This is a genomic window from Agrobacterium burrii (assembly GCF_017313405.1).
GTDB lineage: Bacteria > Pseudomonadota > Alphaproteobacteria > Rhizobiales > Rhizobiaceae > Agrobacterium > Agrobacterium burrii.
Genome location: NZ_JAFLNA010000001.1, coordinates 13,956 through 38,056, shown reverse-complemented (window position 1 = coordinate 38,056; position 24,101 = coordinate 13,956). Strand labels below are relative to the sequence as shown.

Annotated in this window: 33 protein-coding genes and 7 tRNA genes; 6 read left to right on the top strand and 34 right to left on the bottom strand. The window is 57.9% G+C overall.

What is annotated here, in order from left to right; translation table 11 throughout:
• Nucleotides 1-113: 113 nt before the first annotated feature.
• On the bottom strand, nucleotides 114-2,465 hold the full coding sequence (locus tag JZX89_RS00315; RefSeq protein ID WP_207132752.1) for a phage tail length tape measure family protein: 2,352 nt from the start codon (nucleotides 2,463-2,465) through the stop codon (nucleotides 114-116).
• Nucleotides 2,466-2,479: 14 nt separating this feature from the next.
• Between JZX89_RS00315 and JZX89_RS00310 the strand changes: the two genes are divergently transcribed.
• Together JZX89_RS00310 and JZX89_RS00305 are read left to right on the top strand one after the other, a co-directional pair.
• A complete protein-coding gene (locus JZX89_RS00310; protein WP_369809521.1) occupies nucleotides 2,480-2,965 on the top strand; it encodes a YbjQ family protein in 486 nt (161 codons plus the stop codon).
• 16 nt (nucleotides 2,966-2,981) lie between these two features.
• Entirely contained in the window at nucleotides 2,982-3,314 is a 333-nt protein-coding gene (locus tag JZX89_RS00305; RefSeq protein WP_246746636.1) for a hypothetical protein, read from the top strand.
• 1 nt (nucleotide 3,315) lies between these two features.
• On the opposite strand, the gene JZX89_RS00300 is transcribed toward JZX89_RS00305, so the two are convergent.
• The 28 genes from JZX89_RS00300 to JZX89_RS00165 form a co-directional block, all read right to left on the bottom strand.
• Nucleotides 3,316-3,519: a phage tail assembly chaperone gene (locus tag JZX89_RS00300; protein WP_072494513.1), complete on the bottom strand. Its 204-nt coding sequence runs from the start codon at nucleotides 3,517-3,519 to the stop codon at nucleotides 3,316-3,318.
• The gene (locus JZX89_RS00295; protein WP_207132751.1) at nucleotides 3,516-3,875 is read right to left on the bottom strand and encodes a hypothetical protein; all 360 of its coding nucleotides are present in this window, start codon (nucleotides 3,873-3,875) and stop codon (nucleotides 3,516-3,518) included. The genes JZX89_RS00300 and JZX89_RS00295 overlap by 4 nt, the downstream gene beginning before the upstream one ends.
• Nucleotides 3,876-4,307, bottom strand: a complete 432-nt coding sequence (locus tag JZX89_RS00290; protein ID WP_207132750.1) for a phage tail tube protein — start codon at nucleotides 4,305-4,307, stop codon at nucleotides 3,876-3,878.
• 33 nt (nucleotides 4,308-4,340) lie between these two features.
• Nucleotides 4,341-4,751 carry a DUF3168 domain-containing protein gene (locus JZX89_RS00285; protein WP_112292736.1) on the bottom strand — a complete coding sequence of 137 codons (411 nt, stop codon included), beginning with the start codon at nucleotides 4,749-4,751 and terminating at the stop codon, nucleotides 4,341-4,343.
• On the bottom strand, nucleotides 4,751-5,245 hold the full coding sequence (locus JZX89_RS00280; protein WP_207132749.1) for an HK97 gp10 family phage protein: 495 nt from the start codon (nucleotides 5,243-5,245) through the stop codon (nucleotides 4,751-4,753). The genes JZX89_RS00285 and JZX89_RS00280 overlap by 1 nt, the downstream gene beginning before the upstream one ends.
• The gene (locus tag JZX89_RS00275) at nucleotides 5,242-5,598 is read right to left on the bottom strand and encodes a head-tail adaptor protein (RefSeq protein WP_207132748.1); all 357 of its coding nucleotides are present in this window, start codon (nucleotides 5,596-5,598) and stop codon (nucleotides 5,242-5,244) included. Before JZX89_RS00275 ends, JZX89_RS00280 begins: the two co-directional genes overlap by 4 nt.
• Nucleotides 5,558-5,749 (bottom strand): hypothetical protein, encoded by a 192-nt coding sequence (locus JZX89_RS00270; RefSeq protein WP_207132747.1) that lies wholly within the window; start codon nucleotides 5,747-5,749, stop codon nucleotides 5,558-5,560. Before JZX89_RS00270 ends, JZX89_RS00275 begins: the two co-directional genes overlap by 41 nt.
• On the bottom strand, nucleotides 5,724-6,071 hold the full coding sequence (locus JZX89_RS00265; RefSeq protein ID WP_207132746.1) for a head-tail connector protein: 348 nt from the start codon (nucleotides 6,069-6,071) through the stop codon (nucleotides 5,724-5,726). Before JZX89_RS00265 ends, JZX89_RS00270 begins: the two co-directional genes overlap by 26 nt.
• A 1-nt stretch (nucleotide 6,072) precedes the next feature.
• Nucleotides 6,073-6,414, bottom strand: coding sequence for a hypothetical protein (locus JZX89_RS00260; protein WP_113033538.1), 342 nt, complete (start codon nucleotides 6,412-6,414; stop codon nucleotides 6,073-6,075).
• Nucleotides 6,392-6,658 (bottom strand): hypothetical protein, encoded by a 267-nt coding sequence (locus tag JZX89_RS00255; RefSeq protein ID WP_207132745.1) that lies wholly within the window; start codon nucleotides 6,656-6,658, stop codon nucleotides 6,392-6,394. The genes JZX89_RS00260 and JZX89_RS00255 overlap by 23 nt, the downstream gene beginning before the upstream one ends.
• A 47-nt stretch (nucleotides 6,659-6,705) precedes the next feature.
• On the bottom strand, nucleotides 6,706-7,914 hold the full coding sequence (locus JZX89_RS00250; protein ID WP_207132744.1) for a phage major capsid protein: 1,209 nt from the start codon (nucleotides 7,912-7,914) through the stop codon (nucleotides 6,706-6,708).
• 11 nt (nucleotides 7,915-7,925) lie between these two features.
• On the bottom strand, nucleotides 7,926-9,044 hold the full coding sequence (locus tag JZX89_RS00245) for a S49 family peptidase (RefSeq protein WP_207132743.1): 1,119 nt from the start codon (nucleotides 9,042-9,044) through the stop codon (nucleotides 7,926-7,928).
• Nucleotides 9,045-9,053: 9 nt separating this feature from the next.
• On the bottom strand, nucleotides 9,054-10,283 hold the full coding sequence (locus JZX89_RS00240) for a phage portal protein (RefSeq protein WP_207132742.1): 1,230 nt from the start codon (nucleotides 10,281-10,283) through the stop codon (nucleotides 9,054-9,056).
• Between the two features lie 24 nt (nucleotides 10,284-10,307).
• Nucleotides 10,308-11,951: a terminase large subunit gene (locus JZX89_RS00235; RefSeq protein WP_207132741.1), complete on the bottom strand. Its 1,644-nt coding sequence runs from the start codon at nucleotides 11,949-11,951 to the stop codon at nucleotides 10,308-10,310.
• 12 nt (nucleotides 11,952-11,963) lie between these two features.
• A complete protein-coding gene (locus JZX89_RS00230; RefSeq protein ID WP_207132740.1) occupies nucleotides 11,964-12,419 on the bottom strand; it encodes a phage terminase small subunit, hendrixvirinae-type in 456 nt (151 codons plus the stop codon).
• A 119-nt stretch (nucleotides 12,420-12,538) separates the two neighbouring features.
• Nucleotides 12,539-12,859, bottom strand: coding sequence for an HNH endonuclease (locus tag JZX89_RS00225; RefSeq protein ID WP_207132739.1), 321 nt, complete (start codon nucleotides 12,857-12,859; stop codon nucleotides 12,539-12,541).
• A gap of 16 nt (nucleotides 12,860-12,875) precedes the next feature.
• Nucleotides 12,876-12,953 (bottom strand) — tRNA-Pro (locus tag JZX89_RS00220).
• A gap of 5 nt (nucleotides 12,954-12,958) precedes the next feature.
• Nucleotides 12,959-13,034 (bottom strand) — tRNA-Thr (locus JZX89_RS00215).
• A 4-nt stretch (nucleotides 13,035-13,038) separates the two neighbouring features.
• Nucleotides 13,039-13,112: transfer RNA gene (locus JZX89_RS00210), tRNA-Ala, on the bottom strand.
• Nucleotides 13,113-13,120: 8 nt separating this feature from the next.
• Nucleotides 13,121-13,206 (bottom strand) — tRNA-OTHER (locus tag JZX89_RS00205).
• Nucleotides 13,207-13,211: 5 nt separating this feature from the next.
• Nucleotides 13,212-13,299 (bottom strand) — tRNA-Tyr (locus tag JZX89_RS00200).
• 1 nt (nucleotide 13,300) lies between these two features.
• A tRNA-Ser gene (locus JZX89_RS00195) sits at nucleotides 13,301-13,386 on the bottom strand.
• Nucleotides 13,387-13,531: 145 nt separating this feature from the next.
• Nucleotides 13,532-13,608, bottom strand: a tRNA-Met gene (locus JZX89_RS00190).
• Between the two features lie 136 nt (nucleotides 13,609-13,744).
• Entirely contained in the window at nucleotides 13,745-14,692 is a 948-nt protein-coding gene (locus tag JZX89_RS00185; protein ID WP_207132738.1) for a hypothetical protein, read from the bottom strand.
• A complete protein-coding gene (locus tag JZX89_RS00180; RefSeq protein WP_207132737.1) occupies nucleotides 14,692-15,096 on the bottom strand; it encodes a hypothetical protein in 405 nt (134 codons plus the stop codon). Before JZX89_RS00180 ends, JZX89_RS00185 begins: the two co-directional genes overlap by 1 nt.
• 39 nt (nucleotides 15,097-15,135) lie before the next feature.
• On the bottom strand, nucleotides 15,136-15,630 hold the full coding sequence (locus tag JZX89_RS00175; protein ID WP_210348269.1) for a VRR-NUC domain-containing protein: 495 nt from the start codon (nucleotides 15,628-15,630) through the stop codon (nucleotides 15,136-15,138).
• A 134-nt stretch (nucleotides 15,631-15,764) separates the two neighbouring features.
• Nucleotides 15,765-16,067, bottom strand: a complete 303-nt coding sequence (locus JZX89_RS00170; protein WP_207132736.1) for a DUF982 domain-containing protein — start codon at nucleotides 16,065-16,067, stop codon at nucleotides 15,765-15,767.
• A gap of 110 nt (nucleotides 16,068-16,177) precedes the next feature.
• Entirely contained in the window at nucleotides 16,178-16,342 is a 165-nt protein-coding gene (locus JZX89_RS00165; RefSeq protein WP_207132735.1) for a hypothetical protein, read from the bottom strand.
• Nucleotides 16,343-16,686: 344 nt separating this feature from the next.
• On the opposite strand from JZX89_RS00165, the gene JZX89_RS00160 reads away from it, so the two are divergent.
• The 3 genes from JZX89_RS00160 (at nucleotide 16,687) to JZX89_RS00150 (ending at nucleotide 18,588) form a co-directional block, all read left to right on the top strand.
• On the top strand, nucleotides 16,687-17,937 hold the full coding sequence (locus tag JZX89_RS00160; RefSeq protein WP_207132734.1) for a DUF3644 domain-containing protein: 1,251 nt from the start codon (nucleotides 16,687-16,689) through the stop codon (nucleotides 17,935-17,937).
• Nucleotides 17,915-18,271 carry a hypothetical protein gene (locus JZX89_RS00155; protein ID WP_207132733.1) on the top strand — a complete coding sequence of 119 codons (357 nt, stop codon included), beginning with the start codon at nucleotides 17,915-17,917 and terminating at the stop codon, nucleotides 18,269-18,271. The genes JZX89_RS00160 and JZX89_RS00155 overlap by 23 nt, the downstream gene beginning before the upstream one ends.
• A 65-nt stretch (nucleotides 18,272-18,336) precedes the next feature.
• Nucleotides 18,337-18,588, top strand: a complete 252-nt coding sequence (locus JZX89_RS00150) for a helix-turn-helix domain-containing protein (RefSeq protein WP_207132732.1) — start codon at nucleotides 18,337-18,339, stop codon at nucleotides 18,586-18,588.
• Here the strand turns inward: JZX89_RS00150 and JZX89_RS00145 are convergent.
• From JZX89_RS00145 to JZX89_RS00135, 3 genes are read right to left on the bottom strand one after another with little or no spacing between them, the layout of a single operon-like run.
• Nucleotides 18,585-20,810 carry a bifunctional DNA primase/polymerase gene (locus JZX89_RS00145; RefSeq protein ID WP_207132731.1) on the bottom strand — a complete coding sequence of 742 codons (2,226 nt, stop codon included), beginning with the start codon at nucleotides 20,808-20,810 and terminating at the stop codon, nucleotides 18,585-18,587. The genes JZX89_RS00150 and JZX89_RS00145 overlap by 4 nt on opposite strands.
• Nucleotides 20,789-21,274: a DNA cytosine methyltransferase gene (locus JZX89_RS00140; protein WP_207132730.1), complete on the bottom strand. Its 486-nt coding sequence runs from the start codon at nucleotides 21,272-21,274 to the stop codon at nucleotides 20,789-20,791. Before JZX89_RS00140 ends, JZX89_RS00145 begins: the two co-directional genes overlap by 22 nt.
• Nucleotides 21,274-21,645 (bottom strand): DUF6511 domain-containing protein, encoded by a 372-nt coding sequence (locus JZX89_RS00135; protein ID WP_207132729.1) that lies wholly within the window; start codon nucleotides 21,643-21,645, stop codon nucleotides 21,274-21,276. Before JZX89_RS00135 ends, JZX89_RS00140 begins: the two co-directional genes overlap by 1 nt.
• Before the next feature lie 65 nt (nucleotides 21,646-21,710).
• On the opposite strand from JZX89_RS00135, the gene JZX89_RS00130 reads away from it, so the two are divergent.
• On the top strand, nucleotides 21,711-21,962 hold the full coding sequence (locus JZX89_RS00130) for a DUF982 domain-containing protein (protein ID WP_207132728.1): 252 nt from the start codon (nucleotides 21,711-21,713) through the stop codon (nucleotides 21,960-21,962).
• Nucleotides 21,963-21,964: 2 nt separating this feature from the next.
• On the opposite strand, the gene JZX89_RS00125 is transcribed toward JZX89_RS00130, so the two are convergent.
• Both JZX89_RS00125 and JZX89_RS00120 read right to left on the bottom strand, forming a co-directional pair.
• On the bottom strand, nucleotides 21,965-22,783 hold the full coding sequence (locus JZX89_RS00125) for a methyltransferase (protein ID WP_207132727.1): 819 nt from the start codon (nucleotides 22,781-22,783) through the stop codon (nucleotides 21,965-21,967).
• Nucleotides 22,783-24,099 (bottom strand): DNA-methyltransferase, encoded by a 1,317-nt coding sequence (locus tag JZX89_RS00120; RefSeq protein ID WP_369809520.1) that lies wholly within the window; start codon nucleotides 24,097-24,099, stop codon nucleotides 22,783-22,785. The genes JZX89_RS00125 and JZX89_RS00120 overlap by 1 nt, the downstream gene beginning before the upstream one ends.
• Nucleotides 24,100-24,101: the final 2 nt, after the last annotated feature.

Below are 24,101 nucleotides of genomic sequence, written 5' to 3'. Positions count from 1 at the left end.
TGGCCTCCTGCTGTGCGCGATTGTTCTTGTCGCCACAGCAGGTTGAACTCTGTCGACCAACCTGGGAATTCGTCGAAAAACGAAGTTGGGATTGGGTATGTGATTGTCATTTCCTACCCCAACTTCACGTTTCGTTTCTGAGCGGACCGCACAGCGGCCTCAACGCGGCTTTGCAGCTCGCCCTGCATCTTGGCAAGCGCCTTTTCCTGTCTCGCGACAGCTTCAACAGATGCTCCGCGGTTGTCGACGACTGGATTGAAATTGACGACTACACCGGCGGATTGTGCGGACATTGATCGCAAACTCGGCACACTCGGAACTGAAATTCCTACCGGGCCGCCGTTGGCGTAGCCTTTGCGAAGCGCTTCAACTGCCCCTACGCCGCCGGCGCGCGCCACGTCGGCTTGCGACCACACGACTTCGCCCTTGTGGACGATGCCAGCGGGCTGGTATTTGCCACCCGGACCAGTGAAGCCGCCTTCTGAGAAAAGCGAAGAGCCGGGAGCCGAAGGGAAACTGCTCTTGCCACCACCGCCAAACAGACTGAACAGTCCGCTCAATAACCCACCACCGCCACCAGCAGCGTTGTTGACCTTGAAGATGCTGTTAAGAACGTCGTCCAGAAGGGCATCTGCAATGCGGCTGAGCGCCCCCGCAAATGCGTCTGCGGCGCTCTCGCCGTGGATCAGATCGTCGATAAAGCCACGCGTCGCATCTCTCGCAACGTTGTTCCATTCATTCAGCTTCTGCTGTTCCTCTTGCGCTTTCCTAAGCGCTTCGGATTGCCGAGCATATGCGGCAGACTCCTGCTCGATTGCAGCAATCTTGTCGGGCGACAGCGTAATGCTTTCGAGGTCTTTTTCGCCCTTCTTGCGCGCCTCTTCGCGAAGGTCGGCCAGCGCTTTCTGCTCCAGATCTAGCGCTGTACGTCGCTTGACTTGAGCCTCATTGGACAAGCCAATAAGGTTCATTTCCTGGCGCAACGCCTCAGTCCTATCTCGGACAGCCTGAAGGTCTTCTGAGAAGCGGTCAGATGCGGTTTTTTTGGGAGCCTTTGCCCGCTTCGGCGTACCGAAACCTCTGTTTTTGTCTGTGTCCAGATCGGACGGGCGGCGATCTGGTGTCGGCCCGTTATCCGGTAGCGGAAACTGCGTTCCTTGGATTGTGGCGTCGGCGCCGAATTGGGAATCCTGCTGGCCTGCTCCTCGCCACGTCCTCGGATCATTGATCCTCGAGGTCGCAACAGAGGTGACCTCATTGACCTTTTGGACGCTATCCGCGGCAGTCAGCGCTGCCGCCGACAGTGTGGAGAAGTATTTGGCGAACTCAGCGAGCGCGGGGATGCCAGTGCTGTTGATCGCCGCACTTAGAGCGGCCTGCACACGGTCGACATCTTCAGTCTGTGCCTTGCCTTCTTCGGCAGCCTTCGCGAAGTCATTGAATGCTGACTGGAGGTTCTTGATAACGTCAGCTTCTTCACCTGCAGACTGAAGTTGCGAAACCAGATCGGCAATGGTGGCGCGCGTACTTTCGACCTCTTTGCGTACGTTAGCGAGCGTATTGGTATTTACAATGTCGGCGCCCTTGGTGAGGTCGGCATTGTCCTGCGCTCGTTTCAGCTGGTCGGCGTAGTCGCGCAAAGCGGGAACGGCATCGCCCCAGCGTTCGGCGACCGCAGCAATCAGCGCAGCCTGCTCTTTGAGCACTTCGGCGGACTTATCGCCTTCGCTCATAATCGTCGAAAAGTACTGAAATGCCGCTGTGCCTGCGGCGATGACGCCGATCGTCACCAGCGACAACGGAGAAATCACCGACGCGAAAGCAGCCGCAAGACCTTGGCCGACACCCTGCCCGCTATCTTTAATCTGCTGCAGGACGGCCGAAAGCTGGGTGCCCTGCTGCAGGGCGATCTGAATGGGAGACATTCCCATCGCTGCGGTCACGCCGATGTCCTGGAACTGAGCGGCAATGTTTGCGGTATTGAAGCTGTTGCCGGTACTCGCCGTGACCGTAGCCTTCAGAGCGGCGTTGCGACCCTTAATGGCCGCGGTCGACGCAAGCGCCGCCTGTCGCTCTCTCTGGATCGCCGACGCCATCTCGTTGGCAGAAATTGCGCCGGCGGCATGGGCCTGCCTAATTTCGGCTACCGCGCTTTTGTAATTCGAAATTGTTGCGAACAACGGGCTGTATTTGGCGCGGAGGCGATCAAGCTCTTTCTGCTGATCAGCGAGAACCCCGTTCCATTCTTTTGCTGCCGTCGTACCGATGCCCACCATGCTGTTGATGCGATCCTGCATCGATGTGGTCATCGAGTTGTTGATCGACTTACCGGTAGCGGCAAAACGTTTCTCGATGCCGCTGGATGCCGCGCCTACGTCCGACACCAGCCGATTTAGCGCACGCTTTACGGTTGCAAGGTCGGTGCTGATTGAGATAATCAGATCATCACTGTTGTTGCCGGCCAAGTCGGTGTCCTAACGTGAAAAAGCCCGCCAATGGCGAGCCGAGAAGGATGGATATGCCCAAGTGCAAACGATGCGGGACGGACTATTATCTGGGCGGGAAAGACGGCCACTGCGTTGACTGTGAAGAAGCAGTCGCGACAAGCGAAGGCGACGCCAAAAAGCAGTCGATCATCATGACGACTTCGATTGACGTGCCCAACCGTGAAGTAGATAGCGTCATATCGATCGTCGCGTCCGAAGCTGCCCTCGGCATGAACATTTTCAAAGACGTGGCCAACAATTGGCGGGACTTTGTGGGCGGCCGGGCAAATGCATCGCAAGCCTCCCTCAAGGAGGCTCGTCTCGCGTGTTTGGATGGCCTAAGGTCAGAAGCTCACGCGGTCGGAGCTGATGCGGTGATCTCCGTCGACCTCGATTATAATCAACTCGCGACCGGTGGTACCGGGGGCATACTTTTTGTCGCGGCTACGGGTACGGCCGTTAAGCTAAAGCCAGCGTAATATCTTTGGGGGTACCATGAAAATAGCGATGGCAATGGCGGCTTCAATGGCCGCAGTCCTTACGGGCTGCACCAAAATGGAGCAGTACTATCCAAACGGGCAAGTCGTTGAGATCGACGGTATTGAATTTTCCGTCTCTCCTATGGGCAACAAGGCTGACTCTTACAAGGCGATGCCGAACAATCCAAAAGACCAGTCATTCCTGATGCTCGATCCGATGGTTTGGGTTCGGAACACTAAAGCGATCGAAAAGGCCACTGGATGCAGTGTCTACCGCGAGAGCGTGAAGAATCATGAGAACACGACCTTTGCCGCGGTCGACTGCTCAGCTAAGCCGAGCCCGGCTTAGCCTAACCACCGTACTTCTTGATCAATTCATCCATTTCTTCGTCAGACGGCGGCGCCACGGACTTTTTGGCTCCGTTCGCTTCGGCCTTGCCCTTCACCGCAAGGGTGAACTCGGTCAAGCTAGACGCCCAGAATATTCCTGGGGTCCAGCCGAGGCCGCCGAATGCGATCTTTTGCCAGTCGCGCCAAGGGAAAGGTTCTTCTATGCCGCCTTTTGAGCGGCTTCCCCGTTTCCCTCGTCGTCCTCATCGAAATGATGAGACAGCGCCTCGGAAATAGCCTTGGCGACGGCACCGAAGTGCTTGAGCTTCAGCGCGCCAATTGCCGCGACTTTGTCGCCGCGCACAGTAAGCAGGTCGAGTGCGGCCACAGTAGCGGCCGGCTCGACGCCTGAAAGGCGAAGAAACAGATCGGACATGCTCTTGCAGGAAAGGCGCGAAGACACGGCGGCAAGACGGCCCATCTCCGCGACGATCACCAGCGGCTCCTTGCCGACCCACAGGCCGACCTCCCCGCGAGCTCCGTTCACTTCCAACGGAAAAGGCTTTTCAGGGCTGCTCAATTACGCCTCCGCAACAAAGGCAAGAGGGCCGGCAGCGACGAACGTGGCCGTGAATTCCATATTGCCTTCCATCTCGCCGCTGAACTCAAATTCAGAAGCGAACCAAGGGCCAGTGTAAGTACCGAGGCCAGGCACAATCACCTTGGCATTGAACTTCGTGGCGTCGTTGACGTGCACCATGAACGCAGTGTTCGAAGCGCTCTTCACGAACTTGCCTGAACCAGAGAACGTGCGATTCTTGATCCCCGGATCTGCTGTTTTCTGCGGCGTATTCGCAGGATTGGCGCAGTCCGGAATAGTCGTATCGACTTCATTTGCGGACATATTGAAGCTGCGGGTCGTAAGACCGCACAGGTTCGAAAAGACTTCAGGAGTTTCGCCGTCACCGATCTGGATGAGCAGCGTACGACCAATCTGTTGACCGTCGGCCATTTGTAAACCTCAAAAACTAGGGGTGGTGGCCAATCAGGCCGGTGTCTCGACGCGCGCGACAAACTCGACGACACCGTGGGTCGTGACTTCGTCCGGGTCTTTGAAATGACGGGTGTCTTGCCGCGTGATCGATATCAATCGATGTGAGGGCAGCACTAATGGCGCTTCATCCAGAGCCTCGACGACCTCGTGAATGATTTCCTTCAGCTCCTTGAAGCCTCCGGAGTATTGCGACCAAACGTGAATCGTCACGTAGATGAGGTTCGACTTTAAACAGCCGACATCATCCCTGATGACTTGGCTTTCGCCGTATTCGACGTATGGGAACGGTGCGTTGGTCGGCGGTCTGTCATAAATTCTCTGCGCCACCTTCGCCGTCAGGCCTGCTCGCGCCTTCAGCCTCGCAACGATGGCACCCTGGAGTTCTAGATCGGGGCTAGCCATTACTTTTTCATGGCCTCCCTCACGCCTCGCCAGACTGCGTCGTTGATGCGCTTCTTCGCTTTTGCCCTAAATGCTCGCCACGTCGGGAAAATATGCGGTTGCGCCCGCGTGCCAGGGTGCATCTTTGCGCCGGCCGCCTGCTTCTTGCCGGCAACAGTACCGCCACCCTTTGAAACGTTGTGCGGTCGAGTACCAAACTCCAGAAAATGCCAAATCCACGCAGCGAAAACGCCAGTCGCATCCGGATCCTTGCTGGCCGATGCACCGACAAGCGCTTTCGCAGTCGGTCTGTCAGAAATCTTGGCGCCCTGTATAGAGGCAGCGTAGTCGCCGGCCGTTGCGCTGTTGCTTATCGGCGTTCGGTCAGAAATTTTATCGGCGGCTTCGGTAGCGATCTGTAGCTTCGCTTCGGCGGCGTACTTGTTGGCGAGCGGAGCGACCTGATTGAGCTTTTTCGTCAGCGCTTCGCGGCCTAGAACCTTTGCCTTAATCACGACGCCTCCCCTTGCACCACAAGCAGCTCGATCAACTGGTTGCGCTCGTCGATGTTGACAGCAGCCTTGATCGCGTAGACCACACCGGTGCGCTTGTTCCGCGCCCGCCAAGCTGGTGTGATGGCGCGCGTGCGTTCGTTGCTCCGGACAGTCATCGTGAAAGGCTGGATGCCCTGCAGGCGGCTGGCTATGACGGGCTCAGAACCGACGCGCGGGTCAAGGCGGGCGGGCTCGACGAATTGCTCCGCGAATCCGACTACCACGCCACCATACCCATCATCGCCCTCGACCTCAGCCTCAAAGCCGATGCGCTCACTCAGCGAGCCTGCGCCCGCTCTTTTGCGTTTTGGCATTCGGTCGGTCCTTGGTGGGTTCGGCAGCCTTAGCCGCTATCGCAGCCGCGGCGCACTTGCGCGTGACGTTGTAGAGACCGGCCTTATAGGCGATGGTGAAGGCTGGCTGGCGCCAGTCGAACGGTTCATGGAAACGGAGCCACATAGTCATCCGCCAATGTTCGCCATACACGCCACGGTGCCAGAAGCATTCGGACTGCGCGGGGAAGGACCGCGTCACCTGTTGCCTTCGGGTCAGGCTCGCGCACCTCGTAGAGGTCACCGGTCACCAGAAGGATCGCCGACACGATTGCGGGCGTTGCAGCGATGCCGTCGGCGGCCGTGGGTGTTTCGCCTGCGGCTACGACTTCGCGATCAAGATGCTGCGTAACAATGCTCTCAGCGGCGTCGCGATAGAGGCCGATCTCCGCATCTTCATCTTCATGAAAGACACGGAGATGCTTCTTGACGGTTTCGAGATCGACGATCGCCATATCAAGCCGCCACAACTGCGGCCGTCGGCGCGCTTGTGACGGGCACGCTGCCCTTGTCATTGGTAGCGGTCACGCGAACCGTGATGGCCTTTCCAACATCGCCAGCGACCGGCACATAGGTGGCCGCAGTGGCGCCCGAGATCGCGACGCCAGCAGCAAACCACTGCCGCGCGAAAGTCGGCGAGCCGGACCATGTGCCCGTCGTCGACGTCAACGTCTGGCCAACCTGCGCTGTGCCAGTAATGGCAGGAGCAACTGAATTCACCGGTGAGCCGATACCGTTAACGATACCGGCGCCGATATAGGATGCGACCCTGCGCTTACGAACCTTCGTTGACAGCATCGGGTTTGTCCTTCTTCTTCGTCGAGCGAGCAGAGGAGATCACCGGCTTGTCAGCGGCTTCGTCCGCGGCGTCGTCTTCAACAGAGGCGCCAGCTTTAACTTCGCCGATGATGTCGACCAAGCCCAGCTCATCGAGCTGCTTCGCCTCGCCCGCCTCGACCTTGAATGGATCGCTCTTTTTGGTCTTCAGCTCTTTGCCGACGGCGAACGTGCGCTTGGCTTTCACTTCTAGAAAATCGGTCATGTTCACTCCCTTCCAAGGAAGGGGAGCCGAAGCTCCCCTCAGATCAATTAGGCGCCTTCGACATCGCCAGTCACGAAGGACTCGGGGCGATAGACTGCGAACGCCAGACGCTCTTCAGCGCGGATGGTGAACATGTTCTTCTCGAAGTCGTCCACGTTCTCGCTCGAGAGCAAAACCTCGATTTCCATGCGATCGAAGATCTGGGCGGCGAAGCTGAACGCGCCGGTGAGGAACTCGCCTGCGGCCATGGCCTGCGTCGAAACGACAGGCAGGTTCCAGAGCGTCGGAGTGAGCGAGCCCTGTGGATTGCCGATAATGTAATTGCCGCCGGCATCCTTGGTCAGCTCGATCTTTGCCCAGTCGATCGGGTTCAGAACGAACGCGGTTGCCGGATACTCGGCAAGAACGACCTGCAGAACAGCCAGACGCAGACGGTCAATGCCCGTTTCGTCAGAGGCAGCGAACGCCGGATTGAACGCGGTAGCCTGCGGAACCAGACCGTGGATGTTCTGGCCAGTGCCAGAGCCATTCAACAGCTGATTTTCCTCGGCGAAACGGAGACCGTAGCGAGCGCGGCCGTCGATGTAGGAGCGAAGCGCAGGCGCGTCGTCCAGGATCTGACGAGAGGCCTTGAAGAGGTGCGCGATCGTGCGTACCGGCGCGGACGTCATGTCGAACGTCAGATCCGAATAAGGCTTCGCAGTCGTTTCAGCGACCGGTGCAGCGTTGTTCGTGTAGCCGGTTTCCTTGACATATTCGATCGAGCTCGAAGCAGTCTGACCAGGCAGCACGAGGTCGCGGATCGTCAGCTGACGCTCAGGCAGACCAAAGATGCCAGGAACGCGAGCGCCTGGAACCAGAGACGTACCCTGAGAGCGGCCGGCGCCGACGGTGGTATTGGCAGAGGTGATGGCAGCGCGGTCAGCCTTTACGCGGATTGAGCCGCGAGATGCACCGGTGAGCATACCGGCCTTGAACTCGGCAGAATCGATCACGAGGTCACCGAGCGACTTCTGCTCGTTTTCGCCGATCTCGTTTTCTCGAGCGGCGCGCTTCTCCATCTCGCCGAGGCGGGTCGTAACGTCGCCAAGTTCAGACAGAGCCTTGTCAGTCTTTTCCTTCAGCTCCGCCGAAACTTCGCCGTTGGCGGCAAGCTTCGTGGTAAAGTCGGCTGCGAGATTGCCCACCTGCTCCTTGATGGACGCAAGCGAAGTACCGAGCTCGCCGATCTTATCGGCAAGTTGATTATCAGCCATGAGTGGCTCCTTTATCGAATGAGTGGTGATTTTGCTTCAGCGATAAGCCGGTCAATGGCTGCCAAAGCAGCAGCATCCGTCTCGACGTCAGGAGCCCCCTGACCATCTTTGAGGTAGAGCCGAGCGGCCCGCTCTGCCTCAGAGCCCGACAACCCCATCAGTCCCCTGATGCCGTTTTCGAACTCGCGTTTTGTGATTTGTTCGCCGGCCGTCATCTTCACGACCAGCGTTTGCGCAGCCTCAGCCTTTGCGGCGTTCGCAGCCTTGATGCGCCTTACCGGCGCAGGCTCAACGTCGGCGCCGTAGCGGGCCAAAGTCTCATCCAGCGTAGCAATACGGTCGACCATGCCGCGGTCCATCAGCGCTTCGGCGTAGAAAACGCGGCCTTGGCCGTAATTGTCCTCGACTTTGCTGACCGTCACGCCGCGCCCTTCGGCGACGGACGCGACGAAGCGATTGTAGGAGCGATTCACGCCATCTTGGACATGCGCCAGCGTATCCTTGCCAAGCGGCTCGGTTTCGTTGCCTTCGACCTTGTGCTTGCCAGCAGAAATGTAGGTGCGCTTGATGCCGCGCTGCTCAAGGGAAGCCGACAGGTCATCGTGCGCGGTGTAAACACCGATCGAACCAGCGCGGCCGGAAGGCGTAACGACAATTTCGTCGGTAGAAGCTGCAATCCAGTAAGCAGCGCTCGCCGCCAAGCTGTTGACCTGCGCAATGATCGGCTTTTCGCCGCCGCGCAGCTTGCGGATTTCGGTCGCGAGCTCGTCGGTTCCTGGAACCGTGCCGCCGGGGCTGTCGATATCGAGCACAACGGCCTTGATGTCCTCGTTCGAAAGCGCTTTGTGCAGCGCTTTCTTGATGCCGGCATAGGAAGTGCCGCCGCTCATCGCGGAAAACAGGTCCATTTTATCGGCCAGAACCCCATAAACCGGGATTACGGCGACGCTGCCGCTGGTTTCAGCAATTTCCTTGGCTCGCGCATCGTCGATCGATGCCGCGAACTCGGACGAAAACAGCTTCTCACCTTCGGCCCGCGCCACCAAAACATCAGCCAAAACGCCCAGTTTTTCGCGCTGAATAGCCCAAGGTTCGGCCAGAAAGGCCGAAATCAGGTGTTCAAACTTCATGATTTTCCCTTATGCAGCGCGCGCTGCTGGCGTTGGCGCCGGAGTTTCGGTCTTGCCGAGCGTATCGAGGCGCGTCATCGTGCCATTAACGATCGCCTTGTTGCCGCCGTCCACTGGCGCTTTGTCTTCGTAAGACCGAGCCTCATCGACGAGGTAGATGCCGTTCGTGACCATCTTCGACAGGAATTCTGCTCGCGCCGTGCTGTCACCGCGCAAGAGTTCTTCCATGTTGAATTTCACCTTCGTGGTCTTTCTGGTCTTTGCGTCCAGCAAGTCACGATAGATTGCCGCTTCGATGCGCTTAAGCATCGGCCGCATGCAGGTCTTGGTGAATTGGAGGATCAGCTGCTCGATGCCGCTGCCCCAGGTCGTAGTGCCGTTGGCCGCGTGCCCGATCATAATGGGCGGCACGCCGAAGATGCGGCAGATCTGCTCGACGCTGTACTGCCTCGCCTCAAGGAATTGAGCATCCTTCGGGTTGATCGACATCGGATACGGCTTGAAGCCAGCCTCCAATACCGTCACCCCACCGGCCTTCTCAGCACCGGCGAATTGCGTCAGAGTGTCGGATATCTGCTTGCGTTGCTCAGGCTTCAGGATCTGATCCGAGCTAACGATGAGCGAAGAAAGTAGGCCGTTCTTGAACATCCGGCCAGCGACTTTTTCGCCTGCCAATGCGCTCCCGACCGTATTGCGCACAACGCCGATAGGCGACATGCCGCGATCACAGCCCGGCAGCCGGACGCCGCGGACGTGAAACATCTTGCCTTCTGGCACTCGACGCTTTTTACCGTCTTCCGTCACCTCGTAGTAGCGCGTGTTCCGGCCGTCTTTCGACCGGCACACATCAACGCTCAAAGGGTGAAGCGGGTTGAGCGCAACGAGGCGCTCGCCGTTCATCTTCTTTTCCGCGAAAAAGTTGCCGTCGAGCAGCAAGCACATTGCTGCCATCGACCAGAACTCTGGCGCCGTGTCGTCCATGTTCGGCATGTCGTGCAGAAGCTCGTAAAGCGGAGCGTTCTTATCGACCGTCACGCCGTCCTCGCCATAAACGATGCAAGGAAGCGTGCCGGCCGCGTTCTGCACGAGATTGACGCACGCCCAAACCGCATCGAGCGAAAGGGCGCTCTCGATCGTGACTGTCTCCCCGGACGTGGTACCGAGGCCAAAGAAGCCTCGCCAGAACTCGCCATCGGTGAGCTTGATAGGCCTTCCGACCCATCTCTCAAAAAAGCCCATCAGGCCCCACCACTAGGTTGCCCGTCACCAGGTGACAGAGATGATATTGTTGACGAAGTCGTCCAGGTTTCCGCTGTCGCCGCCCTCGTAGGTTCCGGCCATCGCCGTTGCCATTGCCAAGGCGACTGCGCCGTCGATGCGGCGTTCGCGGTTATGTTTGACGAGCTTTCGATTGCCGGCAGGATCCGACTTGACGGTGGCATTCATCATGCACATCGTAAGCACCGGATGGTCGCCGTGGGCGAGGTTGCCATTCAGGATGATACTTTCGAGCTCGCGTAGAGCCGGCGACATCGACTGGAAGCCCTGCCCAAAAGGCTGGAAAACAGCGTCGTCGCCTTCAAGCTGATCGTCCGAGAATCCAGCCTTCTGCAGCCACGGCTTCAAGTGCCTGAAATTCCAGCGGTCAAACGCGATCTTGCGAATGTCCATCTCTTCGAACCGGTCGCGCAGGTAATGCGCAACGAACTCGTAGTCGACGGTTCTGCCTGGGGCGGCTTCGAGATGGCCATCCTTGTGCCAGACATCGTAAGGCACCCGGTCGGCCTTGGCTTTGGCTCGGATGCCGTCTCCCGGCAGCCAAAACGTTGGTTTCACCTGCCAGATGGTCTTTCCGTCCTGCTCTTTCGGCGCCATGAGCACCAGAGCAGTCAAGTCGCTCACCTCAGAAAGATCGAGCCCACCAAACACAGGGAGATCATCAAAGTCCACAACTCGAGCGTTACACGCTCGCCAAATAGCCGGAGACACAAACGGTGCATTGGCATCGATCCTCTGGTTGAGATGGAGCCAGCGAAAGCTGGCTTCTTCGGTCGGCATACGTGCCGCGCGCTCCGCGTCGTCGCGAACCGATGAAACGGACTTGAACTTGCCAAGCGCAGGGTTTGCGGCCTGCCACGCTTCCTCGTCGAGGACGTCGCAATCAGCCGGAGCCGTATAGAGGTGCGAAACCGTTCGTGGTGCTTTTGATGTCTCGGCATCGTCCAGCCATCGCGAAAAGAGGTCGCCGTCAGTCGCTGCCTGCGTCGAGATAGCGAAGATCATCGCCTTGTCGCCATAGGCGCCTTGCGATGTCACGATCGCTTCGACGAAGTCGTCGTGCGGGCCTTTGATCTGGCCAACTTCATCCAGAATGGCGACGAGTGGCGAACCGCCGTGTGCGCTCTTGGCCTCGGCCGAGCTGGCGCGGTAAACGACGTTTTTGCGCAGGCCGACAATCATCTTACCGGACGGGACGATGCGATACAGCCCTTTAAGGCGCGGTGACATCATCAGCATCTTGCTGGCGTAGTTGAAAACTTCCGCAGCCTGATCACGAGAACGCGCGCCAGACATGATGCGGCTATTCGGAAACGCCTCTGGTCCAATCACGTGCCCGAGCAACAGACAGGCAATGGTAGCAGTCTTGGAATTCTTACGTGCGATCGACAGATATGCGCGCGACGTGCCGTTCGGATTGTCATAGACCGACAGGATGAAGGCCACCTGGAAGTCGAGCAGCCTAATCGGCTGACCGACCAGCGCGCCCTCTGGCACGACCAAATATTCTTCGATGAAGCGGCACATCTTCTCGCCGCGGGTGAGCTCCGACGTCGGTAGTCCGCGCCAGTCGCGCAGAACCGGGATCGGGCCGCACTTGATGGCGCCGACCACGGCCTCAGAAAGCATTCACAACCTCAATCAGGCTAGGAGTTCGTCATCCACGCTCGCGCCTGCCTCGATCTCCTTGGCTTGGTCTCGCCGCTTTGCCGCGTCCCTCGCCTCGCCTTGTACGGCGCGCGCATGCAGCGCCAGTGATCGGCGGAACGAAAGGATGGAAGACGCGTGCATCTGGACCACGGATTTTCGGGGATTGGCGACCGGCGTGCCTTTTTCGGTAACGGCGACTGAACCTTCGGTACGGAGCAGGTCTTGCTCCCTAACTAGGTCGGCCATCGTGCGAGCGAGCATCGCGGCAATCTCAAGCTGGTGCGCGGACCAGTCGGCGCGGGCGTATTCGGCAATGACGTTCTTGAAAAATGGGACGTCGCCGTCATCAAGGGGCACGTTTTCGGGAAACAAGATTTCCTCAGACGCCGCAGAAGCAATCCTTACGGCCTCGTCAACGCTGTCGACGCGGCTTTTCTTCTCAGACATGCGGAATCCCCTCACGCACGCGCGCTTGCGCACGCGCTAGGCAAAAATCTGTGTTTGCATTTGAATTGCGTTACCCCGGCGGTCCTGCGGTGGTCGGTCGGCCACTTTCGAGGCACCCCCTACCCACCGACCTCCACCGGATATCCATCAACACCAATCACCACGGCCTGCTGACCTCGCTCGATGCGAGCCTTCAATGTGTCGTGGCATGGAGCGCACAACGATTGCAGATTGGTCGGGTCGTAGAACAATGCCTCGTCGCCCTTGTGCGGCTTGATGTGGTCACATGAAGTAGCTTCGGTGACATCCTCTATCGCCAGGCAGAACCGGCATAGCGGCTCAGCCGTAAGCTGCGCCTCGCGCAGTCGCTGCCATCGCGCTGTCTTGTACAGGCGACGGTAAAGCGCGGCCTCGGCTGATCGGCCGTAGGGTTTGGGCATTGTGCTGCCTGGTGATTGGTCTGCGTGGCTGGATTCGAACCAGCGGCTCCCGCAGTCCAAGTGCGGTACTCTGACCAGACTGAGCTACACACAGATGAATGGTGCCGGCAGCAGGAATTGAACCCACGACGTCCTCGTTACAAAGGAGGCGCTCTACCTACTGAGCTATGCCGGCGTAATGGTGGAGCGTGTCGGAATCGAACCGACCGGCGGCAATCTTGCAAGGATTACCCGCTTACCCAGAGCACACCCCATTGAATGTGGCGGAAGACTGAGGAATCGAACCCCTGACCTTGCGGCCCCCTCGGTTTTCAAGACCGATTGCCAACCATTTAGCGGCGCCTTCCAGAGTTGGTGGGTGAAGCAGGATTTGAACCTGCGGCGTTTCTATGTGCCGGTTTTACAGACCGGTGCAGCTCCACCGTCGCTGCCGCTCACCCATGGCGGATGGTGTTGGATTCGAACCAACGCATCCTTTCGGATGTACTGTTTAGCAAACAGCTGCGTTACCGCTGCGCCAACCATCCATTCAAAAACTCAAAGCGGCCCGCTCAACCACTTAAGGGAACGGGCCGCACGATCACCACGCCGCGGAGGAGAACGCGCATGGGATTGGAAATGGCCGACGAATGCCGCGTGCAAGCCGCTAGCATCTTGCGTCAAATGGCCAATTGGTTGCGGAGGTGAGATTTGAACTCACGGCCTTCAGGTTATGAGCCTGACGAGCTACCAGACTGCTCTACTCCACGTGATAGTTACCCGCATCGTTCAGCGGCTGCACCGAATGCAGCATGACGGCGGGGCGGTCGTAACCGCAAAGGGGCGAAGATATCTTTCGATACCCTCTCACCCCTCGGTGCGCTGAAACGGCGTGGCTGCCACTGCCTACGCCGCACGACTGCGAAAGCGTTGAAGGGCAAGGGCTTCTAGGGCCTTTTCTCGCTTATCTATCTCCTGCCACTTCACGCTGATCGTTCCGCACGCCATGCCAACGATGGCTTTCCCCGCAACGGAAGGCCTCCCGTCCTCACCGGTCGTCCTACCCACATCGGTATAAGATCGTCCACCTAACACCGCATCCTCGAACGGCTCAACCAGCGGTCCCAAAGCGTTGCGCAGTTCTGCCAGAATGGGCTTTGCGTCAATGTGTTCATTCAGAATTTCGTCGGTGATCTTGACGTGCAGGCTTTCCGACTTGATGACGCTGCCTGACGCAACATTGTCGTTGGCTGCGACGATGGTTCGTTTAGCAGCGGAAGCGTATGATCCTCGGCTTTTTTTGATCTTCGTCGTAACCTTGATCTCGCCGTCCGGCATATCTTTCCAGTCGGAAGCTTTCGCAGCATCGATATCGGCTTCTGGCGTCAGCTTCTTCGTTTCCCGCACAACCTCGCCGCCATCTGCCTTGCTGTAGTCCAGCCCCTTCAATGGCTCGGCCTCGCACAGGGCAACTAGGCGACGATATCGGATCACAATAGCAATCATGTCCTCGCGCCCTTCCCGACGAAGTGCCTCTAGCAACGGGAAGTCCTCTCCATCACTCTGTCGGAACGCCGGATCACCAATCGACTGTCGCTTCACTATCGCCCTCCGAACCTTCGCCATTTTCCTCGCCTCATCCGCCGCCTTGGTTTTTGCTCTCTCTCGGCCATCCGCCCTCTCCTGTGCAGTCGGCGGGGTTTTGAGAACGTCTCTCGTTTTTGTTTCCTCGATTGGCTCCCACTTCCCATCCACCTTACGGAAGCGGGTGTTCGTCCTGTATGGATGCGGCTGGTCTCCGGTGAAGGCTACCCTGCCAGTGGCGTCAATGATCTGGTCTTCCTGTTCGCTCATCAGACGATCCTCTTGCTGTAATCGGGAATTACTTTCACTTCTGGACCGATCGGCAGTTCTCTTATTGCCTCGCTGAGGGGTGTTGGCTCTTCGTCTTTCCCTTCGGCCATTCTCGCGCAGCACTCTCTGACGAACTCACGCTGTCGGCACGCTAGTATCCACGCTTGGTCTTTGTGTATGAAATCTTTGCCACCTACATACTCATGAAAATGACCGAGAACGCGTCCTTCCAGATTCAGGAACTGCTCTAGAATTGCGGTCCTAACGATGTCGTATCGATCCTTGCGCCGCGAATTTTCCAGCCAGTCGAAAGCGCTACGAATGCTATCAATTGTCTTCTGGCGGTTTACGTATTGGTACGCCTCGATACGTACCGGAATTTCGTCTACGTCTTCCTCGTTCATATCCGTCTCCCCTGTGGTGCTAGCGCTTGGTAGGCGCCGTTACTGCTGCTTCCTGTTGTCGTTATCCGCCAACCAGTCTTTGACGATTGCCACGGCTTTGCTGGCCGCCTCTGCCGTGGACGTGAACCGCACCACCTCCACTGGATGCCCCAGCCTCGCCAGTGACGCGTGACGCTCAACCTGCGCCGGTGATAGCCGACCTTTACCGACTTTGTTCTCGATCATCCGCAGCACACCGCCCTTGAGATAAATCCGCAGATCGGCTTCACCTGGTGTCAGCCCGGTCGCGATTGCGTCAGCCTGGGCACGCGGGCCGCGCTTCGCGCTGTTCATGTCGCCAGCAAGCAGGAACTGTCTACCGAACTCTGGCAGGGCTCGCAGCGCACGAACCTGGGCAGCCTGTCCATCGCTTTCCTTGATGGGTGCGTCGGCTACGGTTACCTTGCCCTTGGGTGAGGTGCGGATGACGACACGCTTCCCGTTGATACGAGTGGTCTGGCTGGTGGCTTTGCGGATGCTGGTGGCTTTTGCCATGTTGGCCTCCTCGTGTGGTGTGGTGTCGTGGTGGCGACACACATACTTTCCGAGAACGGCCTGAAAACGGGTAGTGGATTTTGGAAATATTTTTTGCGCAAATAAAAAGCCCCGCCAGAAGCGGGGCTGCGTTGCTATGCAGTAGCGCGGACACTGGAACTGTGTTTGCTTGCCGGCACAGGGCTTGCCATCACCATCGGCATCCCAGCTTCAAGGCATGCTGCGATAAATGCCTCTCTGGCGACTTCGGAGGGCGTTGCCCATTCCAGAGCGGCACGACATTTGTCGACCGCTCTTTTGTATCGCTCTCCGCGTCGGAGCGGCCACTCTGCTTCCAAAAAATCCAGCGCATCGAAAACGCTGAGGAATGTTCTCTCTAGTCCGCACTGAAGCCGGACGCGAACTGGTACTCGAAATAAAACATCTTGGCTGTTCATTTCTTACCTCCAATCCAAAACAACCAGATTACGAAGCGAGAAAAAATATTGGTGGCGCCGCCCTCGGCGTCAAGACTGGCTGGACAAAAAAACATCGCCGGCCCTGTGTCTTAGTGCTGCTCCCCATCACGGTGAGGACAGCGCTTCATGAACTTGTCTATTTTTGACCGATCGCCGCCGAAGCGCTCCAGGACCTCCACGGCCAGATGCAGGCTGACCGAGTATTTCTGTTGCAGTTGCTCGACGGTGTACGGCTGTGGTTCGTTGTCTGGCATGGCGCCCTCCTTGTGACGCGAAAATGCGGCCACCCTGATTCGAGTTCCAGCCTTCTCGGCAGGTTGCAGCCGGACCGCCCTTCTGCCCGCTGCACGTTGCCCGAATAAAAATCATCTTGAGAACCGTGCGCGCGGCACACCGCCCTGCACGGTTGCACGTGTAGGGGTATATATAAATATATACCCTACTAAACGTGCACTAACCGGGCAGCGCTGTGCAGGTGTCTCCGCCCGGATGTGCACAGTTACTGCACGGATAGAATTTTGAGAACCGTGCAGTATTTAAAGTTGAATTATGGATTATAGTTTGGTTGTATTAGGACGGCGGTATATGGGGGATTTTTATGGCTAAGGGCGGAACAGGTGCAGGGCTCACAGCCGAGGAAAAAAGCCTCGTAAAAGCGATGCTAGATGATGGCGAAAGAAGCCAGGACATTCATGTTCTTATCAATCACGGTCGACACCCAACGGTAAACCATGGCCGCCTTGGCTCCGCTAAAGCACAAACCGTGACAGCCGCTACTCCTGATGAAGTCGCTAAATACAAGCAAATGAAGCGGAGTTTCGATCCTGTTACGGGTCTTAACCCATACACCGACGAAAAGTTGATTAGGTCGCGAGAGGCAATGATTCTTGCGGTATCCATATTCAATAACGCCTCATACCGTTTTAAGACAGAAGTTTTCTCCATGCTGGCAAACGTCGCTTGGTGCTACTTGATGCATGACCATTACGAGAAGAAGGGCGTGAGTCCGACCAACGCAGATGGGACCACTTGGGCCTTGAGCCACATGTTGGAAAAGGGTGATTGCCCTCTTTCATTAGGAATAAAAAGCAACCTCAAAGCTATCAAGGCGATCAGAGACGAAGTCGAGCACCGACTATTCGGCCGTAGTGACGGAAATTGGCTAGCGATATTTCAAGCGTGTTGCCTTAATTTCGATAAGACCATTGTCGAGTGGCACGGGGAGAGAGTGAGCCTCCAGAACGATCTTTCCGTGGCGCTTCAGTTCGGCAAGATGACAATTGATCAAGCCTCTCAAATCCACGCTTACGACATCCCACCCAACATCGCAGCACTTGATGCCAGTCTTATTGCAGGGAAGAGTGATGCTGAGCTGGATGATATCGAATACCAATTTAAAGTCGTATACACGCTCGACAGCGCTTCCAAGAGCAAATCGCACATCCAGTTCGTCAGCCCGGATTCTCAGGAAGGAAAGGACATACACAATGTCCTCCAAAAATATCGCGTCGCTGATGAGATGTACCCTCACAAACCGAGCGACGTAGTCAAAGAGGTGGTCAAGGCAAACAAGATATTTACGATGAACGACCACACCAAAGCTTGGAAAAAATATAAAGCTAGACCCAACAACGGGGCAAAGAAGCCTGACCGCACAGACAAGTCGTATTGCATTTATCACGTGGCCCACAAGGATTACACGTACAATCAAGACTGGGTGGAAAAACTTATAGCAGAGGCTCCGGAAAAACCGAAAATGCCTATCCATCCGTACTTCGAAGCCGCACTGGTGAGCGCCGATAATGTCGATCAAGATATGAACGTAGATGTCCAACTGGCACCTGAATAACAAAAAAGGCCGGGGCGAAACCGCACCGACCTTCCTGTCGCTTGTCATCTTCTGCCAGTACATCCGTGGTCAGTGCGCAAGCTACTTGCGATCCAGAACTCGCGACGACGGTATTGGTTCCGCAAAAAAAGCCGCCAGCCCCGCAAGGCCGACGGATCTATTTTTTTACCACCAAAATGGTGGTTTTCAGTTGCGAAACCACCAAAATGGTGGCATAAAGAATTCACCGAAGCAAAACCGCTTCGGCAACCGACTGGAGGATACCATGAGCATCAAGCTCACCGTCCAAGTCCGGTTCGGCAAGTGGAGATTGACACTCTCCATCGGCCGGTAAACTGGGTGCCGGAGGGGCTGCAACCTCTCCGGTTCCCAAGATAACAAAAGAGAGCGTGGAATTCAATGTCGGGTGAAGAACTGAAGGCGTTGAGGAATGCTGCCCACCTCAATCAGCGACAATTCGCTGCGGTGATGGGCGTTCCTCTCCGGACGTACGAGAATCTTGAAAGCGGAAGGGTCGATGTCCGTCTTGTGCACATCAATGCTGCGAAATGGGCGATTGTCGAACTTCTCAGTGGAGATGACCTTGGCTTTGTCAGTGCTCCTGACGATATTGCCGTTATAATCGAACAAGCAGCGGGAAGGATCTCCTAACCCGCCCTCACAAACACCGCCAGCTCGCGCCTAACCGGGTCCCGCTCCTCCCTCTCGACCAGCGCGCCTTCACGCATAAGGGCGGACACAAGGCTGGCCGCTCGCTTACGCTGCACGTTGTCGTCCAAATCCAGCCCCACTGCGTACGCTACAGCGCTTCCGACCCAGTTCTTGGCCTTTGGTGACTTCTTGTAGTCGGACGCGCTCACAGCCGCCAGAATAGACGCACGCTGGTCGTCTGTGAGGTCTCCCGCCACATCCTCGGCGCTCGGCCAATGCCACTCTGTAACTACCGGCGCGAAGTCTTGCGGCTGGGCGAGGCCTGTGCCGTTTCCGAGCGGTGTGGACACCAGATGGCGCCACTCCGCCTTGTGCGAAAGCGGCGTCAGGTTCGACTTGCCGTAAGTGGTATAGAAGTAGCCAAAGCGGTCAGCCTTATCGATGCCAGCCTCGCCTGCCTGCTCCTCTGACATGCGATTGAGAACGCGAACCGAGCGCGCTGCACCGATCAATGACACGGCACCGCGGGCATCTTCGACGGTTGCCTCTCGGTCCGCCACCTTGCGCAGATGGTGCACGATATCGATCGAACAATTGGTGTAGTCGGCAATCTGCGCCCACAGCTTCGCCACCTTGTCGATCGCCCCGTTGTCATTTTCGTTCACGCCGTGCGTGGACACGAATGGATCCACGATCATGACGTCAATGCCGTATCGCTCGATCTGCTCGACCACCGCCTCAACGATCGGCTGCTGGATGCGAACGCCGACCTTCTTGTCTTCGATGGCGACGCACAGTTCCTGCTCGCGACCACTGTCCAGGAACAGATGTCCCTCAAGATCGGCAGGCTTCAGCTTGTAGTGGATGCAAGCAGCCATGATGCGCCGCTCCATTTCGTCACGCGGGTCTTCTGCATTGAATATCCACGTGCGCAAGCGCTTGGGTGGCTTGATCCCTAGCAGTGCCCTGCCCGACACCATGGCAAGTCCTTCCGCGATGCTGGCCGACGTCTTGCCAAGGCCGCCCGGCGATACCGTGACCGACACATACTTGCGAATAAAATGCGAGCCGTAGGCAAACTCACGGCGCGGCAATGTCTTTGGGTCGATCCATTTGAATGCCGTCGCCGTGATCGGCGATTGCGGCACGTTGTCGTTGACGGGCTCTATATCACCAGCAGGTGATACGACTTCCTGTGCGGGAATATCTGCGTCGTCTCGCGGCACATCTTCCCGCGCGGTAAGGTCGTTGTTGGTCGCCGCCGCCTGCTCGCGCAACCTACCCTTCTCAAGCCCGCGCTGGATCATCCGTGTGATGTCCACGAGGCGCGTGTTGTCGTGCGCCGGGAAGTCCGGCTCCGGAATGTGGCGTGGGTTCTGAATGCCAGCCCTTAGGCCATTCTCGATCGTCTTGCAGCAACGCGACCAGTCCCTGCCCCAACCGCGCGCTACGTCCTGCAACAAGGCGCGTGCCTCAGCCTCGCTAAGCGCACCGGCACCTACGATAGTGCCGATCGAAAACGCCGCGTCATTGAGCGCGTTATTGCGCGTGCCCATGGGAGCGCCAGAAAGGTCGGCAAGCTCACGGTCCACGGCTGCATCCACGTACGCGTTGTTGGTCGCAGCCGACAGGCTATACTGCGTGTGAGATGGCGCAGACTTCGGCAACAGCAGGTCGAGCAACCATGCCGGCGCGTCCGCTATCTCGCGCGTGTCGGTCTCCCATTTGTAGGAACGCCCGTTGGCCATCCTGCTGCCGGCGGCCAGCACGTAACCGCCCTCGGACCTGATATCCACGCCAGCGCCAAGAGCGCCGCGGTTGCGCGTGCCCACGACGTACTTGAAGTAGATATGGAGGCCGCCGTTCGGGCTCGTCACGCGGGCCGTGTCGGGCAGCGGTCCATGCTCCGCTTCCATCTCTGACAGCCAGTCAAAGCCGTTGGCGCCGCCCGGCTTGTTGTCGATGTCGAGAGCGAAGAAGCCTGTCTTCTCGCCCGTCGGCAAGCCGACGGCTGCATCTGGCCAATCCGACCACCATCTTTCGATGATGCGCGGAAAGCGCGTTGCGCCCTTGAAGCCATTAGGCGTCAAAGGCGTCTTTTCGCCAAGCGTGATAAGCTCGCCGGTCGCCTGGTCAACTTGCTCCTCGGCATGCGAGCGGCAGGGAAACACCGGCCAGCCTTGGGCGGCGTAGTGTTGCGCTAGTTCAAGCGGCGTTTGCAATGGGGGTCTCCTGATTGTCGTTGGCGGGCATCAGTTTCTGTATGCGCTGACCGAGCCACACGAACTTGGGCACTGCCCAACTGTTGCCGAGAGCCTTGTATCGAGGGCCGTCCGGCGAGAACATCCACGCGGCCGAGCGTCTTGGTGTCGATCTTGGTGAAGTCGCCCCAGTTGGTGAGAACCGACTCGACCGGCAACCTGGACACTGCCTTGAGGGCAGTTTTTCGCGAACGCTGGTCCTTCAGCTTGATGCCCGGTTCTCCTGGGTTAGGCATGTACTTTGGACGCCCTGCGCCATAGTGGTGCGCTAGCACGAAAGCAGGGAACGGTTCGATTTCTGCCACGCCAATACATTGCCAGCCAAGCGGGTGCCAAGCAACCGACGCAGCTTCTATTCCGCTGCACACGGACAAAAAGCGTAGGCCGGCGTGATTGTCATTTGCATGCTGCATCTTGCCCTCCATCAAAACGGCGCCTCCGAAAGCGCCGCCCTAAGTCCCCGCGCGCACCCCTCCCACGCGGCTTTCACCATCATCCGCTGCATGAGTTCGTCAAAGTGTTGTAAATCGGTGACCCCATGCTCGGCGATGTACTCGCCGACGGCGTCAACGCCGGCATCCAGGGCGCGCAGCTCGTAGTCGTCGAGCCGATCGATCTTTTTGTAATTGTCGATGCCCACGGCGCACCTCCGGCAGATGTAGTGGGGGTCATGTTTTGGATTAGGATTCACGCCGATCCCGAAGGCGTGCATGCCGCATACGAAGCAGGTCGTCGGGTTGTGGTCGGCGTCGACCGTCGGCGTGTGTTGGCGGGGCGAGGTTGGGAGTTTGGTCATGCCTGTGCCTCCAACGGAACATTGCTGCCTGTTCGCAGTTGATTCGCACCGGGAGGTATCGCGTCATGGACCCCAAACGATGGAATAAGCCGGTGACATTCCAAACCGGCATGATTGGCCAGTATCGAACGATCGACAGCACCAGTGAGGCGGCACTGACGCTGATGAATCAGTGGCCGACCGACGAGGGCAAGAAACTCACCAACGCGAAACAGGTATGCCTTGCTGTGCTTGAAGGCCGCGAGGAGCCAACAAAGGCCCGCAAAGCCTTCATTAAGGCTGCCGAAGAGGCCAATGTGTTTGTTCGTGACAAGTGAGCTCATGCTGCCACCCCAAACAAATCTGCCTGAACCGGCGCAACATTGTCATTCGCCGCCTCAGCGACCCGCACCTCTTCGGGCCGTTCAAACTCGACGCACACGATCTCGCACATGGGTGAAACACCTTTCCAATCGTTGATGTAGAAAACGGTATCGATCCCGCAGCCAGCCTCGAAATGAAGGCCGGTTAGCTCTTGGAATTTCACCGCCTCGCCGTCCTTCTGTCGCTCGTAGCGAGGCTTGCCGCTGTAGTTAAAACCAGCGGACATTTGCGGCACGATGAACGCACCCGAGTCAGCCAGATGCGCGGCTATATCGATGACGTGGAATTCGAACTTTGCGCCAGTGTAGCGAGGAGCCCCGCCAGCTCGCTTAATTTTACCGAAAGGCGGATTGCTGATCGCAACGTCGAAACGATCCAGGCCCATACCCAGCACATCCATCACGTCGGCGAGGATCCACTCCGCCTCCGGCAGGATCTTCTGGCCAACAGCGAGGTAATCCGGATTGCGCTCGACACAGGTGATGCGGGCCTTCTGGTGGCTGCGATGCCAGCATGCGTATGACAGCATGCCTATGCCAGCGCACAGATCGATAATCCGCCCGCCATATCCGCCCTGCCCGATGGCGTCGATCGTGAAATCAAACGCCATGTCATAAGGTGTGAAGAACGCGCCAGCTGCTCCGTTGACGTGGTTCGCGCCCTCATTCCAATTATTGAGCACGAAGTCCTTGTCGTCTTCGGTCAGCACTGGTTTGGTCAGCAGGTCGCAGGCCTGCGCATGTGCCTTTGCTTGGGCTTTGGTGAGCTTAGCCATTATGCTGCCTCCGAAAACAAGTCAGCAGGACGGTTGTCATTCGCCGGCACCGCAACAGTCTCAGCGACGTCCTTACTTGTCGCGCCAATCACCCACGCAATCCGGGCTGTAGCGATAGGCATGTATTCGTCTTCGCGCTCGCAGCCGATAAACTGGAAGCCCTCGAGAACAGCCGCCTTGCCCGTCGAGCCAGAGCCCATGAATGGATCCAGAATGACGCCGCCAGGTGGCGTGATGAGGCGGCAGAGCCACTGCATCAGCGTGGTTGGCTTTACGGTCGGATGAGTGTTTTTGCCGGTGGCTGGAGTTGCGCCGTCTGGGCGCTTCACCTCCTCCATGCGGCGAGAACGATGACCTGCGAGCACGTCGACCGTCCTTGTCTCGAACGACGACATGCCGGCATCCCTGTCTGCCCGACTAGCCTTTGCGCAGTAGAAGAAGCGGGCCGCGGATCCGGAGTCACCATACGTGTCAGCCTTTGCCGCGTCGCCGCCGTAGACGCCATAGACCACAGAGCCCGGAACATCCTGCGCCGCACGGACGGTTCCTGCCTTCATCATGCCACTCTTCGTGTCTGGAAACGCAGCTAGCACCTCGTCGCTGCCGTCATGGATGATGTTTGCAGGCCAGCGACCTAGCTGTGACGGACCAACCCGCTCAACTGTTTCGCCATCTTGTCCCGTAACAGCAGTAGATTTCTTATTGGGCCCGCCCCACTCCGGCATTCCAATTTCTGGAACCTTGCCATCAGGCCATTCAACCCGGCAGCCATTCACATTGATCGCACCCACGCCCCACTCGGCAAGGTTGGCAGCAACGGTACCGACAAGCGGCTTGCGCGCTAAAGCAATAGGTTCCCACGCTGGTTTGAGCGCGGTGCCCCAGCCCTCCCAATCGCCATGCTGGTTGTGCGACTTCGGAAAGCCCGACCCATAAACCCAACCAAGCTGGTCGCGGATTTCAAATCCAGCATCCTCGATCGCAACAGCCATGCGATGATAGGTGCGCGTACCAGAGAACGCGACTACATGGCCACCTGGCTTGAGAACGCGCAAGACTTCGGCCCAGAATTCCTCAGAGAACGCGACTTCGCCGGTGTCCCATGTTTTGCCCATAAAGCCGGCAGCTCCGCGACCATAAACGTCTTTGGCCGGAGCGGAGCCCGGCCTCCCGAAACGCTTCTGGATCGAGACCAGCGCGTAAGGCGGGTCGGTAACGACACTGTCGATCGAGTTGTCGGCGAGGCCGCGCAACACGTCACGGCAATCGTTTTGATGCAGCACGACTCTTCCGTCGTGCATCGAGGTGATGCTCACGT

Coding starts and splice junctions, on each gene's coding strand:
- JZX89_RS00305 (WP_246746636.1), top strand. CDS start 2,982: ATGAAAATAGCGATGGCAATGGCGGCTTCAATGGCCGCAGTCCTTACG.
- JZX89_RS00135 (WP_207132729.1), bottom strand. CDS start 21,645: ATGACCAAACTCCCAACCTCGCCCCGCCAACACACGCCGACGGTCGAC.
- JZX89_RS00225 (WP_207132739.1), bottom strand. CDS start 12,859: ATGCCCAAACCCTACGGCCGATCAGCCGAGGCCGCGCTTTACCGTCGC.
- JZX89_RS00155 (WP_207132733.1), top strand. CDS start 17,915: ATGTCCAACTGGCACCTGAATAACAAAAAAGGCCGGGGCGAAACCGCA.
- JZX89_RS00270 (WP_207132747.1), bottom strand. CDS start 5,749: ATGACTATGTGGCTCCGTTTCCATGAACCGTTCGACTGGCGCCAGCCA.
- JZX89_RS00235 (WP_207132741.1), bottom strand. CDS start 11,951: ATGCTTTCTGAGGCCGTGGTCGGCGCCATCAAGTGCGGCCCGATCCCG.
- JZX89_RS00285 (WP_112292736.1), bottom strand. CDS start 4,751: ATGGCTAGCCCCGATCTAGAACTCCAGGGTGCCATCGTTGCGAGGCTG.
- JZX89_RS00180 (WP_207132737.1), bottom strand. CDS start 15,096: ATGAACGAGGAAGACGTAGACGAAATTCCGGTACGTATCGAGGCGTAC.
- JZX89_RS00255 (WP_207132745.1), bottom strand. CDS start 6,658: ATGACCGATTTTCTAGAAGTGAAAGCCAAGCGCACGTTCGCCGTCGGC.
- JZX89_RS00240 (WP_207132742.1), bottom strand. CDS start 10,283: ATGGGCTTTTTTGAGAGATGGGTCGGAAGGCCTATCAAGCTCACCGAT.
- JZX89_RS00265 (WP_207132746.1), bottom strand. CDS start 6,071: ATGGCGATCGTCGATCTCGAAACCGTCAAGAAGCATCTCCGTGTCTTT.
- JZX89_RS00230 (WP_207132740.1), bottom strand. CDS start 12,419: ATGTCTGAGAAGAAAAGCCGCGTCGACAGCGTTGACGAGGCCGTAAGG.
- JZX89_RS00185 (WP_207132738.1), bottom strand. CDS start 14,692: ATGAGCGAACAGGAAGACCAGATCATTGACGCCACTGGCAGGGTAGCC.
- JZX89_RS00290 (WP_207132750.1), bottom strand. CDS start 4,307: ATGGCCGACGGTCAACAGATTGGTCGTACGCTGCTCATCCAGATCGGT.
- JZX89_RS00140 (WP_207132730.1), bottom strand. CDS start 21,274: ATGGAGGGCAAGATGCAGCATGCAAATGACAATCACGCCGGCCTACGC.
- JZX89_RS00175 (WP_210348269.1), bottom strand. CDS start 15,630: ATGGCAAAAGCCACCAGCATCCGCAAAGCCACCAGCCAGACCACTCGT.
- JZX89_RS00160 (WP_207132734.1), top strand. CDS start 16,687: ATGGCTAAGGGCGGAACAGGTGCAGGGCTCACAGCCGAGGAAAAAAGC.
- JZX89_RS00150 (WP_207132732.1), top strand. CDS start 18,337: ATGTCGGGTGAAGAACTGAAGGCGTTGAGGAATGCTGCCCACCTCAAT.
- JZX89_RS00275 (WP_207132748.1), bottom strand. CDS start 5,598: ATGCCAAAACGCAAAAGAGCGGGCGCAGGCTCGCTGAGTGAGCGCATC.
- JZX89_RS00125 (WP_207132727.1), bottom strand. CDS start 22,783: ATGGCTAAGCTCACCAAAGCCCAAGCAAAGGCACATGCGCAGGCCTGC.
- JZX89_RS00170 (WP_207132736.1), bottom strand. CDS start 16,067: ATGAACAGCCAAGATGTTTTATTTCGAGTACCAGTTCGCGTCCGGCTT.
- JZX89_RS00245 (WP_207132743.1), bottom strand. CDS start 9,044: ATGAAGTTTGAACACCTGATTTCGGCCTTTCTGGCCGAACCTTGGGCT.
- JZX89_RS00130 (WP_207132728.1), top strand. CDS start 21,711: ATGGACCCCAAACGATGGAATAAGCCGGTGACATTCCAAACCGGCATG.
- JZX89_RS00250 (WP_207132744.1), bottom strand. CDS start 7,914: ATGGCTGATAATCAACTTGCCGATAAGATCGGCGAGCTCGGTACTTCG.
- JZX89_RS00260 (WP_113033538.1), bottom strand. CDS start 6,414: ATGCTGTCAACGAAGGTTCGTAAGCGCAGGGTCGCATCCTATATCGGC.
- JZX89_RS00165 (WP_207132735.1), bottom strand. CDS start 16,342: ATGCCAGACAACGAACCACAGCCGTACACCGTCGAGCAACTGCAACAG.